The organism is Flagellimonas sp. 2504JD1-5 (genome assembly GCF_053618295.1).
In genome coordinates this window covers 1,070,071-1,089,085 of sequence record NZ_JBSIOU010000002.1, presented here as the reverse complement: position 1 = coordinate 1,089,085, position 19,015 = coordinate 1,070,071, and the positions used below count along the sequence as shown (strand labels likewise).

The 19,015-nt window shown below is 42.3% G+C and carries 6 protein-coding genes and 1 tRNA gene; all 7 read left to right on the top strand.

Translation table 11 applies throughout. The annotated features are described in order from the left end of the window. The first annotated feature begins 117 nt into the window (after positions 1–117). The 7 genes from ACULLG_RS14315 (at position 118) to ACULLG_RS14285 (ending at position 19,001) form a co-directional block, all read left to right on the top strand. Complete coding sequence (locus tag ACULLG_RS14315) at positions 118–8,436, top strand: T9SS type B sorting domain-containing protein (protein ID WP_452127483.1); 8,319 nt, start codon at positions 118–120, stop codon at positions 8,434–8,436. Positions 8,437–8,520: 84 nt separating this feature from the next. Beyond that, positions 8,521–8,817 (top strand): hypothetical protein, encoded by a 297-nt coding sequence (locus ACULLG_RS14310; RefSeq protein WP_452127482.1) that lies wholly within the window; start codon positions 8,521–8,523, stop codon positions 8,815–8,817. Between the two features lie 48 nt (positions 8,818–8,865). Next, positions 8,866–8,939, top strand: a tRNA-Pro gene (locus ACULLG_RS14305). A 294-nt stretch (positions 8,940–9,233) separates the two neighbouring features. Then, complete coding sequence (locus ACULLG_RS14300) at positions 9,234–12,050, top strand: two-component regulator propeller domain-containing protein (protein WP_452127481.1); 2,817 nt, start codon at positions 9,234–9,236, stop codon at positions 12,048–12,050. Between the two features lie 324 nt (positions 12,051–12,374). Continuing rightward, positions 12,375–15,410 (top strand): SusC/RagA family TonB-linked outer membrane protein, encoded by a 3,036-nt coding sequence (locus tag ACULLG_RS14295; RefSeq protein ID WP_452127480.1) that lies wholly within the window; start codon positions 12,375–12,377, stop codon positions 15,408–15,410. A gap of 34 nt (positions 15,411–15,444) precedes the next feature. Continuing rightward, entirely contained in the window at positions 15,445–16,896 is a 1,452-nt protein-coding gene (locus tag ACULLG_RS14290) for a RagB/SusD family nutrient uptake outer membrane protein (protein ID WP_452127479.1), read from the top strand. 20 nt (positions 16,897–16,916) lie between these two features. After that, positions 16,917–19,001, top strand: a complete 2,085-nt coding sequence (locus ACULLG_RS14285; protein WP_452127478.1) for a PKD domain-containing protein — start codon at positions 16,917–16,919, stop codon at positions 18,999–19,001. Positions 19,002–19,015: the final 14 nt, after the last annotated feature.

The following is a 19,015-nucleotide window of genomic DNA, read 5'->3' as shown; positions in this document are numbered from 1 at the left end:
TTATAGATGAAATGCGACTTTTAATAGTCGAAGATAATTAGAATTATATAAGTTTAGATAATTACAATTAGAATATTTAGGTCCCAAATCTGATATTCTGCAAACAAGACTTAACCTATGCTCCCTCAAAAAACAAGGCATTTGCTATATGCCGTGTTATTGGTGCTTATATCAATTTGTTGTTCCACGGTACTAGCAAAAACTGAAACGAGTAAGATACTTGATTCACTTGTATCCTTAGTTTCGGATTCCAAGGAGGAAAATGCTACGGAATTGGCCGTTAAAGCTTCAACGGTCAAGGTAGATTTTTCCCCAGCTGTTTCCAGTAGCATGTTTATGACCATCATCCAAGGAGCGGATGAAGAGGTGGTCTGTCCAAACGACGGTAGTACCTTGGCAAAATTCTTTTTATGTGGTACCAGCGATATCAGAACGCTTACACTTAGCCAATCGGGGAGCAGTTATGAATGGCAACGACTGGACACCAACACCTGTGCACCAACAGTGGTGGACGACTGCCCCACCATTAATGCAGCATGTACATGGAATACTGTAGGTACAGGGGCAACTTTCAGTTTAAGTTCTGCCGGAGAGTTTAGGGTGCGTATCGACTCAGGTCAGTATTTCTATTTTAAATCAACGCTTAATCCACTTGACCCACAATTGATCAAGGATGACATTATTTGCGGAAATCCTGGTAGGGTAGAGGTAACCAATGTGCCTGCCGGATATGAATACAGCTTAAATAATTCTGCTGGCCCCTACCAAGATGACCCATTTTTTGATGTCACTACGTCTGGGAACTATATGGTTTGGGTACGATTGAAGAATGTTTCTGCAAGTGCATGTTTGTTTCCGTCAAATACAGTGAATGTCCAGGATTTGGATATTACTGTTGATGTTACTGCAAACGATATTTTATGTAGCAGTGAGCTGGGAAGCATTGATGTTGCCGTTTCAGGAGTACCGGGATTCTATACCTATCGATTGATTAAAAATGGGGTTACCGTGGATACTTTCGGACCAAATGGCGCCGATTCGTACACATTCGCCAATGTAAGTCCAGGTACTTATAGTATTCGAGTAGATACCAACGATTGTTCCGAAACTATTACCACGGATACTTTAGGAAACCCTATTGAAATAGGAAATGGTATCCTTCCATTGGACGTTTCTGCCACAGCTTCGGCAAGTTTTGGATGCGGAGCTACTTCAGTCGATGTTAACCTGACCACTTCAGGTGGTACGGCACCCTATCGTTTTAGTGTGGATGGCGGTCCGTTCAGTTCAACCTATACCGGATCAACAACATTTACTGTAACAACGGCGGGAACCTATGCCATTTTGGTGGAAGATGCCAACGGATGTCAACGAAGTGCTTCTGTGGATGTGCCCGACATTCCACCACCAATTTTTACCATTACTGAAGAAGATGCCAATTGTGGTGGTACCAATGACGGTCGAATAACCATAAACGTAACCAGTGGATTTGGGTATGAAATTGAGTATAGCATTGATAATGGTGCCAACTACCAAATAAGTAATGTATTTTCCAATCTTGCTCCAGGTACATACGATATTGTCTTACAATACGAACAAGATTCATTCACTTGTACAACCACTCCAATTGTGGGAACCATTGGAACACCTTCCAACATCAGTGCAACCGCTACGCCAGATTCCGTACCAACCTGTACCAATGAGACAGGAGGGCAAATAACCATTTCCGGAGTTTCAGGAGGAACAGGACCGTACGAGTACAGTGTTGGCGCAGGATTTGGAACGAGTTCTGTTTTTACCAATCTCGGTGTAGGAACTTATACTCCCTTAATCAGGGATGCCAATGGATGCGTGCAGCCTTTACCTGATATTGTATTTAATACGTTGGACAAGCCGACCGATCTGGATTTTTCCATTTCAAGTTTAAACTGTATCACGACCACAGCATCTGTTGGGTTGACCGTTACAGGAGGAACTGCCCCCTATAATTATGAAATAATAGCCCCAGCAGGAAGCGCTGTAAACAACGGAACAAATAATACGTTCTCTGGTTTGGGACTAGGGACCTATACCTTTAGGGTAACCGATAATGAAGGATGTTCATACGATGAAAACTATGCTATAACCGATATTAGCTCTATAGGAGTCCAGGCGCAGCAAACCAGAGTAGTAACCTGTGTGGGTGATATCGATGGTGAGGGACGCTTTTTGGTGGATGGATTCAACTCAACCTATAGCTACAGTATTGACGGAGGAACGGTCTTTACGGCCCAAAATGCAAGTATAATTCCATTAACAGGATTGGCCGCAGGAAGCTATGTGATTTCTGTTACCGATGAAGAAACCAGTTGCACCGATACGGCAACCTTGGTCATTGAAGAACCAACAACTGCTTTTGCCATTTCCAGTTTGGATGTTACAGACATGAGCTGTCAGAATGGAAATATAGGTTCGGTTCGCATCAATACCGTAGGTGGATGGGGAGGTAATCGATATACCTTAACACAACCGGATGCATCGACCAGAGGACCCAAAAATGGAAGCGTATTTTCCAATCTTTCACAAACAGGGACCTATCAAGTAAGTGTAACCGATGCCAATGGTTGTACCATAACAGATAGTTTCACATTAACCGCATTACAGGCTCCGACGTTGACTTTGGATTTAGGAGCATCCGATTTGTGTTATGATAATTTCAACGCAGCAACCTTGGTAGTTAATGCGAGCTTGGGGACGGCTCCATATCAATATAGAATCAACGGAGGTGCATTAGGCGCGAGCAATAGTTTTTCTGGTTTGACACCGGGAACCTATACCATAGAAGTTGTAGATGCCAACGATTGTAGAGATACCGTCATCCAAACCATTGAACCCCAAGTAACTGCTTTGGCAGCGACCATTCAAGAATTGGACTGTGCCGGACCTCCTGCCCAAATTCAAGTAAATATTAGTAATGGATATACATCGGGCGGGGACTACGATATTTACGAAGTAAGTATCAATGGGGCTCCCTATACTTCTAACAATAATAATATTACCGGGAATTCATTCATCTATAGCATACCAAACGATGGTTCCATTATTGTAGATACCACCTATCAATTTTTGATTACCGATAGTGAAGGATGTACAACGGAATCCAATATTGTGACCATCACTCCACCGGAAACTATAGCTGGTTCCGCCGTGGGGACGGATACACAATGCGGGGACAATACAAGCGGAATTGTAGAGTTGATTCCGGATACGACCCAGGGAATTCCGCCCTATGAATTCAGTAATGACAATGGAGTAACATTTAGCACCCAAAATATATTTTCAGGTTATGGCCCTGGAACACACGGAGGATTCATTATCCGGGATAGCAGAGGATGTGTGAGTCCGGCCTATAGTGTAACCATAGCTGCAAGCGTGGCTTTGGATGCCACTGTCACTCCCACACCTGCAGTTTGTTCCGCAGGAAATGTTCGTGGTTCCATTTCAACAACCATTAACAATGGAGTGTCTCCATTTGACTATATTTTATTGGATGCAGCTGGAAATTTGGTTGCCCAGTCGATAGGGACAACAAGTACAACGGTTAACTTCCCAAATCTTGATGTTGGAAACTATACCATTGTTACCACAGATGCCCAAGGCTGTGAAGATCGGGATGATGTGATTCTGGACCAAAATGTATTGGATTTGATTCCTTTGGATGCGCCACCAGCACTTTGTACGGACCCATTCATTTCATATAGGGTTCAGGCAACCGGCGGAACAGCTCCATATGAATTCCGATTGGTGGGTGACCCAACTTTTGTGCCTGCTAACGTAAATGGCATTGATATCCACGATTTTTCTGCAGTGGTGACTTTTGGGGTGACCTATTTTGTTGAAGTTCGAGATGCATTGGGCTGTACCTATATTGAAGAAATTGACCCCATTTTACCGCCGAGCCCAATTACGGTGACGGCAACTTCCAATACAGCGTCCTGTAATGTTTCAGGAAGCGGGGAAATAACCTACGAAGTATCCGGTTTGCCAGCTAATCCTGCAAACTTCAATGTAACACTTCAAAATACAGATACCGGAGCCGCCATTTCCGGACCGACATCATTTACAAACGAACCACTTCCGTTTAACGGTACATTTAATGGATTGGCACCGGGCAATTATCAAATTATTGTAACCGATACAGATACAGGATGTAGCGCAAGCACTTTGGTGTTTATTGGATTTAGTTCACCAACTATTGTTGTGGATAGCAACGTGGAGGCAACCTGTAATGCCGGAGCCTTTGTAACCGTGAGAGGTTTTGGAGGAACCGCTCCATTTGGATATGCCTATGTGCCCACAGGAGACCCGGCACCAACCACTTTTGGAACGGACACCACTTTTGAAATTCCGGGACCTTACCCTTCAGATTATGATTTTTATGTGGAAGATGCCAACGGGTGTACGGCCCTTACCACGGTTACCGTAACCCAAGAAGCTGGAATTCCAAATCCCGCTATCGATGTTACCAACCAGTGTACAGCAACCAGTGGTTATCAAATTGAGGTAACAGCCCCTTTAACAACCGGTTCAGGCTTACCTGAAGAAACTTTTATGTATGACATTGGCAGTGGCTTTCAGAGTAGTGTCAACTTTGTTGTGCCCAATGCAGGTAGTTATGTAATCACCATTAGGGATGGTAACGGATGTACCGATACCATTACTGCAGATGTCTTTGATTTCTTTGCTATCACCGCCGATGCAACATCATTTCCAACCTGTAATGCAGGAGACGGTGTGATTACCGTGAACACTACAGGGGGTAGTGGAAATTTTGAATACCAACTGCGAGATGCCGGAACCTTGGCCAATATTGGGCCTGCGCAAAGCTCCAATGTTTTTAATAGTGTGTTGCCTGGCGATTACAATATTTTGGTTACTGATTTAAGCTCGAACACTGCACCTTTGTGTTCCGATGAAACCGTTGTGAATGTTTCAACGGTAAATACCCCAATAATTACTGCTACGCCTATTACCGATATTAGCTGTAACGGAGCCGGTGATGCATCTATCTTTGTTGAACTCCAACCTGGTAGTGACACGGATACCCCGTTGAGTTATATTTTATATGATGGAGCCGGTTCTACAGTTCTTGCAGGACCACAAGCCTCACCATTATTCGATAATTTGGGCCCGAACACCTATCAAGTTGAGGTTGTTTCAGACAGAGGATGTACCGACCGATCAAGTGATGTTATCATCATCGAGCCAACTTTATTATTGGTAAATGCCATAAACACCCAGTTTAGCTGTAACCCTTCAAGCAATCAATTTAGTACGGCTACGATTACAGTTTATACCGATACCAACGGCGATGGTACAGGTACGGCAACAGGAACAGGTCCTTATACGTATAGTATGAACGATGGTACCCCACAATTTGATGGCACCAACTTCCAGACTAGTAATATATTTGAGGTAATAGACAATGGTACGGACCAAAGTATCATTCTTACTGCCAGAGACCAAAATGGATGTGAGCAAACTACTTCTGTAAATATCAATACTCCAACAGATATTACATTTAGCCATAATGTGGGTCCGATTACTTGTGATGCTTCTGGTACAGGAGTGAATCCAGGTTTTATAGAAATTATTGTAAACGAGGGTCCAGGAAACTACGAGGTGGAAATTCTTCCACTTGGTTCAGAACCTGCTAGAAATTCTGGAGGAACGGATAGGGTGGCCTGGCCCATTTCAACTCCGGGAGATTACATTTTTGCCGTTACAGATATTGGAAGTGGAGGATGTTCCTATCTGACCGCCACCATCAATATGCCAGAGTACAATAACATTGAAGCCGTAGTGGCGGAAGTGCAGCCCGTTACTTGTTTTAATGGGAATGATGGAGAGATCAGTTTGGCAATCAATAATTATAGTGGCATTTATAACTACGAAGTTTTCTCAAGAGATAATTCCGGTGTGGAGACTTCTACAGGAGTTACGGGAAGCTTCGACACCAATGCTCCCATTAACTCTCCAGAAATTATATCTGGAGTTCCAGCAGGTAATCTTGTGGTTCATATTGAGGCGTTGGCTTCCCCTTTCTGTGATGTAGTGAGTAATGTGGTTACGGTAAGATCTCCGGACCGTGCTCTTTCCGTCACTGCTGTACAAACCAACGAAGTTACCTGTAATGTGCCAGGGTTTGGTGAGATCACCGCTACCGGTGATGGTGGTTGGGGAACCTATGAATACCAATTGATCGCTCCAGATGGTGTTACCGTTTTGGTGGATTACCCAAACACCAATCCAATCTTTCAAGATTTGTCTACAGGAACCTATACCGTTAATATTAGGGATGTCAGAGGATGTGAGGAAAGTACCAACATTAATTTACCGCCGCCCACACCAATTACGGCCGATATTCAGGTGATTCAACCCCTTCGCTGTAACAATGACAATGATGGTATAATAGAAGCATACAATGTCGCGGGCGGGCAGGGGCCAGGCAATTATTTATATCAATTGAACAGAATTACCGATGGTACTAACAGTGGATTGCAGACTACACCTACTTTTGCTAACCTGTCTGCAGGAGAATATACCATTACCATTTTTGATGGATGGAACTGTAGCTTCACCACGGTTCCGTTAACAGTTCAAGATCCGGAGATTGTTGTTGCGGAATTGAGGGAATTACAACCTCCGGGATGTGGTGATCTGGGAAGAATGGAACTTACGGTGACCAATCCTGAAATTGGGGTGGATTATTTCTACCGTAGATCAGGTACTACAGACCCCTTTACACCTTTTGGAACGGGAATGACAAGTGTTGAGATTGCTGCAGATATCACAATAGATCCAGGACCATTCCAGTATGACGTGCAAAATTCCAACGGATGTCCTTTTGAACGCTCTAACCAAATTTCACTGGATCCAGCTGCTCCATTGGTAATCGCTTTGGATTTGACCAACGCTACGATCAATTGTGCGGGAGAGGCCACTGGGATTATTCGGTCAGAAGCTTTTGGGGGAATTGGTAGCTATGTTTACACCCTTTTAAACTCAAACACACCGCCGAATCCAACAGCAACAAATACTGTTCGCTCTGCGCAGAGTTCAGGAATTTTTAGAGAGTTGAATCCCGGTACATATTACGTTTATGCCCAAAGTGGGGGATGTGAAGCCATATCAGACCCCATTGTCATTGAACCAAAACCACCATTGGTATTGGATTATTTAGAAGCAGTTCCTGTGGTTTGTGCTGGTGATGCCAATGGTCAAATTATTATTGAGGCCAGTGGAGGAACCGGTGACATCCGATATTCCATTTCAGATAACTTGAGCGAGTTTTTTGAAGGGAACGATCCCGTGAATCCAAATAGAAGAACATTTAACGATTTGGCGCCAAGAACCTACGATATCATTATTCAAGATGATTTGGGATGCACCATTACACGAACTGTGGAAATAACCCAACCCATGGAATTGGTGGCCAGTGTTGTTGCGACAACACCTGAAACCTGTTTGGGAGATGCGGATGGAACACTGACCCTAAACGTTTCAGGAGGAACAGCCCCATATTATACCAGTGTGAATTCTGCTGACGATGCCGATTTTGAACAAAACAACAGCCTCTATTTTGATAATCTGGCCGGTGGAGAAACCTATGTAATTTTTGTTAGGGATGCCAATGGTTGTCAAACAAATGTTACCGCCGAAATTGGAATAGGCATAGAATTGATGGCAGAGCCCATTGTTGAATATGGTTGCGAAGGTATCTTTCCAAATAGCACTGCTACCGTATCCATTGCCGACGCCTCTTTGATCCCAAATCTGTTATTTTCTCTGGATGTTGATGATATTCAACTTGCCACTGATCAACGAACATATGGAGATTTACCTGCAGGCGAACACACTGTGTATATTTACCACCAAAATGGATGTATCACTTTTGTTGAATTTGAAATCGAGGCCTACGAACCCCTTACTTTGGAAGCCTCAAAAACAGGCCCCAACGAAATTACAGCTATGGCCTCAGGTGGGTTTGGAGGCTACGAATACTTCTTCCAAGGAGAATCTTTTGGAGAAGTGAATGTTTTTAATGTCAATGTAGATTCCAATATTAATATCATGGTCAGGGACCAAAACGGTTGTGTGGCCAATTTGGTGATGCCTTTTGATTTTGATGGAATGCCAGAAATACCCCCATTCTTTACTCCGGATGGCGATGGTCTAAACGATTATTGGTATCCTGAAAACCGGGAATTCTTCCCCAATATTGATGTAATCATCTACGATCGCTATGGTCGGGTGGTGGCCAGGTTAGACCAGGTTAAAAAATGGGATGGAACCTATGAGGGCAGCCCTTTGCCCACTGGGGACTACTGGTACGTGGTGAATGCCAATGATCGTGAAAAACAACAATACGTGGGGCATTTTACCCTGTACCGATAGCACGAAGGTGTTTTTTGATTATATTTATGGTATGTTAGTCCGAAATCAAAATTGTTTTGATGGGATGTTACTAAACTTAACCAAATGAACAAAAATGTAACACCCCAAATCCACTCTTTTCTTACAAATGAACCAGAGGACCTAGATTATTCCATTTTTCAACTCAACCTCTATTTAAATGGATATAATGATGCTTACAAGCCCTATAAGATTGACTATCATTTGTTGGTGCTGAGCTATCATTTATGGGAGGGAAAGGATTTGGAAGAATTTTGCCAAAAACAAACAATCAGTTATTTTCTGATGAATCCCATGAATGATTCCGCGGAAGCAAGAGAAGCCTTTTGCTTGGAAATCAGGGAATTTTTATCTGGAAGGTAAAAACAGGGTTGAGAATTCGATTTAATTTATATTTTTGCAATCCATTTTCGGGATGTAGCGCAGCCCGGTAGCGCACACGCCTGGGGGGCGTGGGGTCGCAGGTTCAAATCCTGTCATCCCGACGAACCACTTTTCAGTGGATATCAAAGCACTGTCAACTGACTGATTGACAGTGCTTTTCATTTTTGCTGTATTCATATGATATTATCTAGAACCTACTCATTTTCAAGTAAATTATAAATTCTTTTTATTAATAGAGCACGTAATTAAACGAATTCTTTAGAGTTTCATAAAATGATTTTGTGTACTTTAAATGGACAAAAGCTAATTTTGTTCAACGCGACCGTGCCAGAGAAGTACTTTTCTTTACGTTTGCTTCTACAAAATGCTTGTCAACTAACTTGGAACTAAATTTTGTGATCAAACTAAGGCATTTACTTTTACTAATTACACTTATCACATCTACTTTGGGGGCTTCACAAGAACTCCCTCCAATCCAAGCATTTTCTCCGGCCGATTACCATGGTGAAAACCAAAATTGGGCAATTTCCCAATCCTCAGATAGATTTATTTACGTGGCCAATAACCATAGTTTGATCGAATTTGATGGTGTTCGATGGAATAAATATGGCACTCCAAACGGTTCAGTAATCAGAAATGTTACAGCTGTTGAGGACAAAGTCTATATGGGTTGTTATATGGAATTTGGTTATTGGAAGAAGAACTCTAGAGGAAAATTAATCTATACCTCGCTCAAAGACCAACTGTCAGAACCACTCATTGAGGACGAAGAATTTTGGAACATTGTTGCAATTGAGGAATGGATATTGTTTCAATCACTAAACCGTATCTATGTTTATAGTTTAAGAGATGAGACTTTCAAAATCATTGAAGCAGAAACGGAGAAGGCACAGATCTTTAATCTAAAAAGCGGAGTCTATTTTCAGACAAAAAATCAAGGATTGTTTAAAATCACAGATGGCACTCCTAGTTTGGTAACAAATAACGCCCAAATAAAGAATAAAACACTGATAGGCCTTTTTGAACATGAAAATGGATTGATTTATTTAACTGATGATGCAACATTTTACCAGTCCAATGAACAAGGGGAATTGCAGCCATACGATATCCCAGTACAATCTGATTTAAGATCCTTTACTATTTATAGCAGCCTACAATTAAGCGACGGCAGCATAGTTTTAGGCACAATATCCAACGGTATATACCAAATATCAAAAGAAGGGGCATTGGTTCTTAAAATAGATCAACAGCAAGGGCTTAACAATAATACCATCCTCTCCATGTTCGAAGACCAAGATTCCAACTTATGGTTGGGGCATGACAAAGGCCTTAGCGTAATAAATCTTGATTCCCAATTTAATGAATACATTGATAGCGAAGGACACTTAGGAGTTGTTTACGCTTCGATAGTTTATGAAAATAAATTGTATTTAGGCACCAATCAGGGGTTGTTTTGGACCAGATTGAATGATGCTCCTAATTTCAAATTGATAGAAGGTACCGAAGGACAGGTTTGGAACCTTTGCAAAATTAGAGATGACTTGTTTTGTGGACACCATAACGGCACCTATCTGATAAAAGAAGATAAAGCCGAGCTTATTGCAGATTTTCCCGGTACCTGGGATATCAAACCAATAAAAGGTGAGGATGATTATCTGATACAAGGCAACTACGGTGGGCTAAGCGTTTTAGAGAAAATCAATGGAAAATGGGAATATCGCAACATTGTAGAGGGCTTCAGCAACTCCAGTAGATTTTTTGAATTCTCCGAAAACGAAGAGTTATACATTAACCATGAATATAAAGGAGTGTTCCGGTTAAAACTAAAGGATGATTTTCGGAATGCGGAGATTTTATCCAAAGAAGAAGGTAAAGGAATTGCCTCTAGTCTTGTAAAGTTCGATGACGAGATTGTATATTCCACTATTCATGCTGTTTTTACCATTGATGCTGTCAAAAACCAATTCGATGTGGACAGAGAGCTTACTGATTTGTTTCACACCAAGGAACGTAATACTTTGAGTATTTTGATGACAGATGAGGCAAGCAAAAGATTATGGCGTTTTGGAGAACAAGAAATAATGTATGCTTCTCCCTCTAAATTTGATGACGGACATAATCTAACAACGGTGCCAATCCCAGTACGTCTTAGGAATAACCTGGGAGTTTCTGGTTTTGAAAACATTGCCAATATTGGCAATGAAGTATATCTAATAGGGTCTTCCGATGGCTATGTGACCTTGGATTTGAAAAAACTTAAACCAATGGAACACCTTATTTATTTAAATGGGGTGGATAATTACACATACGGAAATCAACCCCAAAGTATGGCCTTGGATTCTGTGCCCTTGTTCGAAAACAGTGAAAACAACCTTCGCTTTTCATACAGTGTTCCAGAATATGATAAATACACAGCAGTAGAGTACCAATATATGCTGGAAGGCCAATATGACAATTGGAGCAATTGGTCGACCACACCTTCGGTTACATTTGAAAACCTCCAATATGGTGATTACAAATTCAGTGCTAGGTCCCAAATAGGAAATCAAACCTCTGACAATGTGGTTTCATATACTTTTACAATAGCCAGACCTTGGTATCTGACCAAATTAATGTTGGCGTTGTATCTATTGCTTCTGATCTTGGGGTCGATTCTCATCCATAATAGCTACAAAAGCTATTACCATAAACGTCAGGAAAAATTAATCGAAAAAAACCAACGCGAAATGGCTTTGGCCAAGGCTAAGAACGAAAAAGAGATCATTGAACTGAAAAACCTGCAACTAAAAGAAGAATTTAAGAGTAAAAGCAATGAACTTGCAGCCTCAACAATGAGCATCATTAAAAAGAATGAATTGCTTTCCAAAGTAAAAGAACAGTTGATGGCAAGTGTTGATGATAAAAATTCGGTGAAACCCATTATTCACATTATTGATAAAAACGTGAATCAAAATGATGATTGGGAACTATTTAAAGAGGCTTTTAACAATGCAGATAGAAAGTTTTTGAAAAAGCTTAAAAAAGAACATCCAAATTTATCTCCCAACGATATTCGCCTGTGTGCCTATTTGCGTTTAAACTTATCTTCCAAAGAAATTGCTCCCATGTTCAATATTTCATCGCGAAGTGTTGAAATCAAGAGATATCGACTTCGTAAAAAGATGAATCTATCCCATGATGATAACCTTACCAACTACATTTTGAGCTTGTAAAGCGATATCAAAATACCATACTACCACATCATTTAAAACGGTTTTTGACAGAAATACACCTATACTTCTTGTTTATTCAATCTCTAGGAATACAACATTATCCCCAGTTACCTCAACATCACCTATACAAACCACATTTTTCTTAATCAAGTCCTAAAAACATTAATGTTTGCGTGGATTATGTAACTACCAGTAAAATCAGGGTTTTTCTGCCAATCCTTCAATTTTTGATGCATTTTTTTGCTAACGTATATTTTTTGTTGAGGTTATTTTTAAGGATTCTCAATTATTGAAAATTAGATTGCAGCTTCAAAATTAACTCAAATGAAGCACGTCTTTTCTTTTCTGTTTTTGGTGTTCTGTTCTTCTATAGTGACAGCCCAAAGTTTTTCCGTTTCGGGGACGGTATACGACCAAGCTTTGAATGAACCCTTGCCCGGTGTTAATGTCATTCTTAAAAACTCATCAAATGGAACAACCACCGATTTTGACGGTAATTTTACCTTGACCAATGTTTCCGTTGGAGATGTTTTGGTCTTTTCATATATCAGTTTTCGCACCCAGGAAGTTGCAATTACCAACCAGAATGCCATAACAATTTATTTACGGGAAGATGTAAGTGCATTGGATGAAGTGGTGGTTATAGGATATGGAACCCAGACGAAAAAGGAAATTACCGGCGCGGTCACGGTGGTAGGTTCCGAAACCATTGAAGAATTGAACCCCACCAGAATTGAACAAGCGCTTCAAGGTCAGGTTGCCGGGGTAAATATCACTTCAGAATCCGGTTCACCAGGTAGCGGTTCTAGCATCCGAATTCGCGGTATCTCCACAAACGGGGACAACAGGCCTTTGATTCTGGTCGATGGAAATGTTATCGAAGATTTAAGTGTGCTGAACCCCGGGGATATTGAAAGCATAAATGTTCTTAAGGATGCAACAGCAGGAATCTATGGGGTGAGAGCTGCAAACGGGGTAGTTTTGATAACCACCAAGACAGGTAGAAGAAATTCGGAGCTCAAGTTCAATTATGATTTCTATGGAGGTTTTCAAGAAACATCGCGAACCATTCCGGTACTCAATGCAACCGAGTATGCCGTAATCATCAACGAAGCCTTTGCCGCAAACGGCGAACCCAATCCATTCCCTAACATTTCACAATTGGGAGTGGGCACCAATTGGCAGGAAGAAGTGTTCAAAACAGCACCAATATTCAACCATAACCTTACGGTTAACGGAGGTAGCGAAAAATCGACCTATTCTTTTGGAGCTTCACTTTTGACACAAGATGGTATCGTGGGAGGAAACAAGGCCAACTTTAAGCGATACACCACCAGAGTCAATTTCAATACAGACCTCCTTGAAAATCTGAAATTGACCACTAACCTTTTATATACGGGAACCGAAAGAAAGACACTTTCGGAAAATGCCATTGGATCAGTGCTCTTCAATGCCCTGAACAACGCACCCACATTTTCGGTAAGTGATGCAAATGGTGATTTTACGCTTGCCGAGGGATTAGGAAACGAGGTGATCAACCCTTTGGCCCAGGTTGCCAATACGTTTAATGGGACGGATGTTGACAGACTAAGCGGGAAAATTGCATTGAACTATAACTTTTTGGAAGATTTTACCGTAGAGACCAGCCTCCAATTTAATTATGCAGAGGTACAAGGGCGAGGTTTTTCACCCACCGTCTTCTATGGGTCTGGGAAAGTGTTCAATAACATTGGAAGAAATTCCTTGTCGGTAAATAAAGATATTTTTAGGGACTATACTTTCGACGCCTTTGTAAACTATAAAAAATTATTGGGAGAGAACCATAACTTCCAAGCGACCCTAGGTACATCAGTTTTCAGGACCATGGGAATTTTCTCAGGAAGCACACAAGGATTCTTTGAAAATGAAGTTAGTTTTCCCGAAGCTGATATCGCCAACACCGTTGACAGAAGAAATGGATTGGTGGATAGTGGCCTTAGTGGCAGATTTGATGAACGACTACTATCATACTTTGCGAGATTACAATACGACTACAAAGGCAAATACCTCTTCTCTGGTGTTATCAGACGGGATGGCTCTACCAAATTTGGACCCGAAAATCGGTTTGGTTACTTCCCTTCCGGTTCAGTGGGATGGGTAGTATCTGACGAAAACTTTCTGTTGGATAGCAAGACCATCAACTTTTTTAAGCTAAGAGGAAGTTATGGAATCTTGGGTAACGACCGAATCCCTTCCAATGGCTTTAGGGGAGTCCTTAGTGGTGAAGGAGCATATGTCTTGAATGGCCAATTGGTCTTCGGGCAGGCCGTTGGAGTTTTGCCCAATCCCGCAATCCAATGGGAAGAGCAAAAAACCTATGATATCGGGGTCGATTTACGATTGTTCAACAATACCATTGACATTACTGCAGATTACTTCAATAAAACTACGGAAGGACTTCTTTTACAACCACAAGTTTCCGGTATTTTGGGAGCGTCCGCCCCCGGAGCCCAGGCTCCTGTTGTCAACGGAGGTACAGTTGAGAACAGCGGATTCGAATTTGCCATTGGTTACAGCTATGATCCATCCGAAGATTTTTCATTGGGAATCAACTATAATGTCACCTTTTTGGATAATGAGGTTATGGAGGTCAACAACGAGGCCGGATTCCTTCAAGGAGGAGCTTTCGGTGTAGGGCAGGATCCACCAGCACGAATGGAGGCTGGCAAACCCATCGGTTACTTTTTTGGATTGGAAACTAATGGAATATTCCAAAACCAGTCGGAGGTTGATGCACATGCAACCCAGGCCAATACCGGTCCAGGTGACCTACGCTTCGTTGACCAAAACGGAGACGGCCAAATTGATTCCAACGACAGAATTGATATCGGAAATCCAATTCCTGATGCAACTATGGGATTAAATCTATCCATCAACTATAAAAATGTCGATTTTGGCGCATATGCTTTTGCATCCATCGGAAATGACATTGTACGAAACTACGAGCGGAACCAGCCGTTGGTAAACAAGTCGGTTTTTGCCTTGAATCGATGGACCGGCGAGGGAACCACCAACGAATATCCAAGGGTAACAACGGGAGCTACTTCAAACACCTTGTTTTCGGATTTTTATGTCGAAGACGGCTCTTTTGTCAGAATTCAGAATGCCCAAGTGGGGTATACTTTCTCGCAAGAAATGATAGAGCGGTTTGGAGCAGATAAACTAAGGGTTTATGTGTCAGCAAACAACATTTACACTTTTACAGAATACAAAGGGTACGACCCCAGCGCCTCATCCGGCTCACCGATTGGAGCAGGAATCGATCAAGGATTTTATCCGGTCCCAAGAACCTATTTGTTGGGCGTAAACCTAAAATTTTAAAAGGATGAAAATGAGCAAATACAACTTAAGATTTATGAAAAAAATTCTTTTTGTCCTGCTTTCTAGCCTTGCCGTTTGGGCATGCACGGACGATTTTGTGGACGTTGACTCCTTCAATGAGGATACGGAGAGCTTTTTTAACTCGGAAGAGGACTATCAAAGCGCATTAATCGCGGCCTACGATATGTTGCATTCCACATATTTGAACGTGATGTTGGGTGAGATTGCTTCTGACAACACCTTGGCTGGAGGAGAAAGCGCAACAGATGTGCCTGGCATCCAGGAAGTGGACAATATGACCCATACTCCTGTAAACCAACAATTAAGGGATATCTGGAATTGGATGTTCGCCGGGGTTAATAGAGCAAATTATATTCTCGAATTTAGGGACAAGACCGATTTTCCTAACAAAGATGCGGTACTAGCGGAAGCAACTTTTTTAAGGGCATACTATTATTTTGAATTGGTAAAGTGGTTTGGCGATGTTCCTTTGGCGGTGGACCAGCGATTATTGTTTGGAGATCAAAATACAGCTGAGCGTACTCCTACCGCTGAGGTTTATGCCCAGATTGAAACTGATCTGATCTTTGCTGCGGCCAATCTTCCGCCAACGCAAACTGAAGTAGGTAGAGCTACCAGAGGTGCCGCCCAAGCACTATTAGGGAAAACCTATTTGTTCCAGGGAAAATTTCAAGATGCTGCAACGGTACTCGAAGAAGTTGTCAATTCAGGGACTTATGATCTTTTGGCCGATTATACCACCATGTTCGAAAATGACAATGAGAACAACATAGAATCAGTTTTTGAAGTACAATATACTGATATCGAGGGCGCAGGATTTGATTGCTTGCAATGTAGCGAAGGAAATGTGGCAGTAGGATTCAACGGCATTCGGAACTACACGGGTCCAGTATTTGAATCAGGATTTAGCTTCAATGTACCTACCCAAGAAGTTTTTGATGCCTTTGAAGCTGGAGATTTACGTCGTGATGTGGCCATTTTGGATATTGAAGCATGGGCAACAGCTAACGCCGGCGTTTCTTACTTTGAAGGTTTTGAGCATACGGGATATTACAACAGAAAATATATAGCTCGCCAGGGAGATTTGAATACCGGCGATGCCAACTTGACCAATCCGAACAATTACAGGGCGATTCGATTTGCAGATGTATTGTTGATGGCTGCAGAAGCCCTAAACCGTGGAGGGATCGATGATACGAGGGCACTTCTTCATTTAAACCGAGTTAGGAATCGGGCTGGTTTGTCCGATGCAACGGCCACAGGTAATGCATTGACCACCGCAATTTATCAAGAAAGAAGGGTAGAACTGGTTGGAGAAGGACACCACTTCTTCGATTTGGTAAGAACAGGAAGGGCGGCAACCGAAATTGATGGTTTCCAAGCTGGAAAACATGAATTGTTTCCCATTCCGTCCATAGAAATAGAATTAGCAGGCAATCGCTGGCAACAAAACCCAGGGTATTAATAAAAACTAAACTTTGAAAAATGAAATATTTTAAACATCTATTGGTACTTTTTGTAGTACTTGGCGTATTAAATTCTTGTCAGGAAGATGACGATCAATCCTTTGCATTTCAAGATGTATCGGCACCAACTAATTTAAGTGCCCTCTTTGACATCGCAGATGATGATACAGGGACAGTATCAATAACCCCAACAGGTGTGGGAGCATCAGTTTTCCAGGTTTTCTTTGGAGATGTGGAAAATGAATCCGCAACCGAAGTTGCTCCAGGTGAAACTGTAACCCATGTTTACGGAGAAGGAGAATTTACTTTAAGAATTGTTGGTGTTGGAGCTTCAGGCTTGACCAGTGAGTTGAGCAGGATTGTAAATATTTCATTTACACCTCCAAGTGATTTGGCTGTAGATGTTACGGTCTCCACTACGAACTCCTTGGAAATTACTGTTGTACCCACTGCGCAAAATGCTACCGTTTTTGATGTATTTTTTGGAGACGTAGAAAATGAGGAGCCAACAACCATTATGAATGGTGAAACTGTTAATCATACCTATGCGGAAGCTGGTGATTATGAGGTGAAAGTTGTTGCTCGAGGAGTAGGTGCTGCTACCGTGGAATCTACACAAACAGTAAATATTCAAGAACCTGTCACCTTGGTAGCAGAAGATTTAATAGGAACATGGGTAATGGCCCCCGAAGCAGGTTCGTTGGGTGTAGGCCCAGCTCCAGGTGATACCAGCTGGTTTGCAATTGATGAAGCCGGTGTAACCGCAAGAGCTTGTTATTTTGACGACACTTATACCTTTAATGGCGATGGTTCTTTTGCTAATGCAGTTGGCGTTGAATCTTGGATTGAAGGATGGCAAGGTGGTGCCGATGCTTGTGGAGCACCTGTTGCTCCTCATGATGGCTCTGCATCAGCTACCTATACAGTAGATGGAGTTGCTGGCACAGTCACAATAAATGGTACAGGAGCTTATATTGGACTGCCCAAAGCGGTTAACGAAGGAGAACTTCCCAATGTAGCGGTACCCGCCTCTATAACCTACACCGTATCACTAACGGATAATAATGAAACCATGAATGTGGTCATCGAATCGGGTTCAGGTGTGTTCTGGCAATATAAATTGATAAAAAGTGTTCCTCCAGTTTCCCTGGCCGGAACTTGGAGAATGGCACCCGAAGCAGGTTCGCTGGGTGTTGGTCCAGCACCCGGAGACACAAGCTGGTTCGCAATAGACGCTCAAGGAGTGACCGATAGAGCTTGCTATTTTGATGACACTTATATTTTTGGTGGAGATGGTTCATTCCAGAATGTTTTAGGTGCTGATAGCTGGATTGAAGGTTGGCAAGGAGGTTCCGATGCTTGTGGAGCGCCAGTTGCACCTCATGATGGTTCTGCTTCTGCAACCTATGTTTATGATCAAGGTGCCGGTACGCTGACCATTGATGGTACAGGAGCTTATTTAGGTCTTCCCAAAGCTGTCAATGCCGGAGAATTGCCTAATGTGGCCGTTCCAACATCCATAACCTACAACATTACATTGAGTGATAACGATAATACCATGAACGTGGTCATTGAGTCTGGCTCAGGTGTGTTCTGGCAGTACAAATTGATTAAAGATGCTCCTTCTCCCTTGGAAGGAACCTGGAGAATGGCACCCGAGGCAGGTTCGTTGGGCGTTGGTCCAGCTCCTGGAGACACAAGTTGGTTTGCAATAGATGCTCAGGGTGTATCTGATAGAGCGTGCTATTTTGACGACACCTATATTTTCGGTGGTGATGGATCATTTACCAATGTTTTGGGCGCGGATACTTGGATAGAAGGATGGCAAGGAGGTTCTGATGCCTGTGGAGCACCTGTTGCACCTCATGATGGCACTGCTTCTGCCACATTCAGCTATGATTCTGGAGCAGGGACATTGATTATTGATGGCGCCGGCGCTTACATCGGACTTCCAAAAGCGGTCAATGCCGGAGAACTGCCCAATGTAGCAGTTCCAGATTCAATTACCTATAGCATAACCTTGACAGATAACGATACTACTATGAATGTGGTCATTGAGGCAGGTTCGGGAGTGTTTTGGCAATATAAATTGGTTAAGGACTAATAAAACCATAGAAG

Coding starts and splice junctions, on each gene's coding strand:
- ACULLG_RS14315 (WP_452127483.1), top strand. CDS start 118: ATGCTCCCTCAAAAAACAAGGCATTTGCTATATGCCGTGTTATTGGTG.
- ACULLG_RS14310 (WP_452127482.1), top strand. CDS start 8,521: ATGAACAAAAATGTAACACCCCAAATCCACTCTTTTCTTACAAATGAA.
- ACULLG_RS14295 (WP_452127480.1), top strand. CDS start 12,375: ATGAAGCACGTCTTTTCTTTTCTGTTTTTGGTGTTCTGTTCTTCTATA.
- ACULLG_RS14290 (WP_452127479.1), top strand. CDS start 15,445: ATGAAAAAAATTCTTTTTGTCCTGCTTTCTAGCCTTGCCGTTTGGGCA.
- ACULLG_RS14285 (WP_452127478.1), top strand. CDS start 16,917: ATGAAATATTTTAAACATCTATTGGTACTTTTTGTAGTACTTGGCGTA.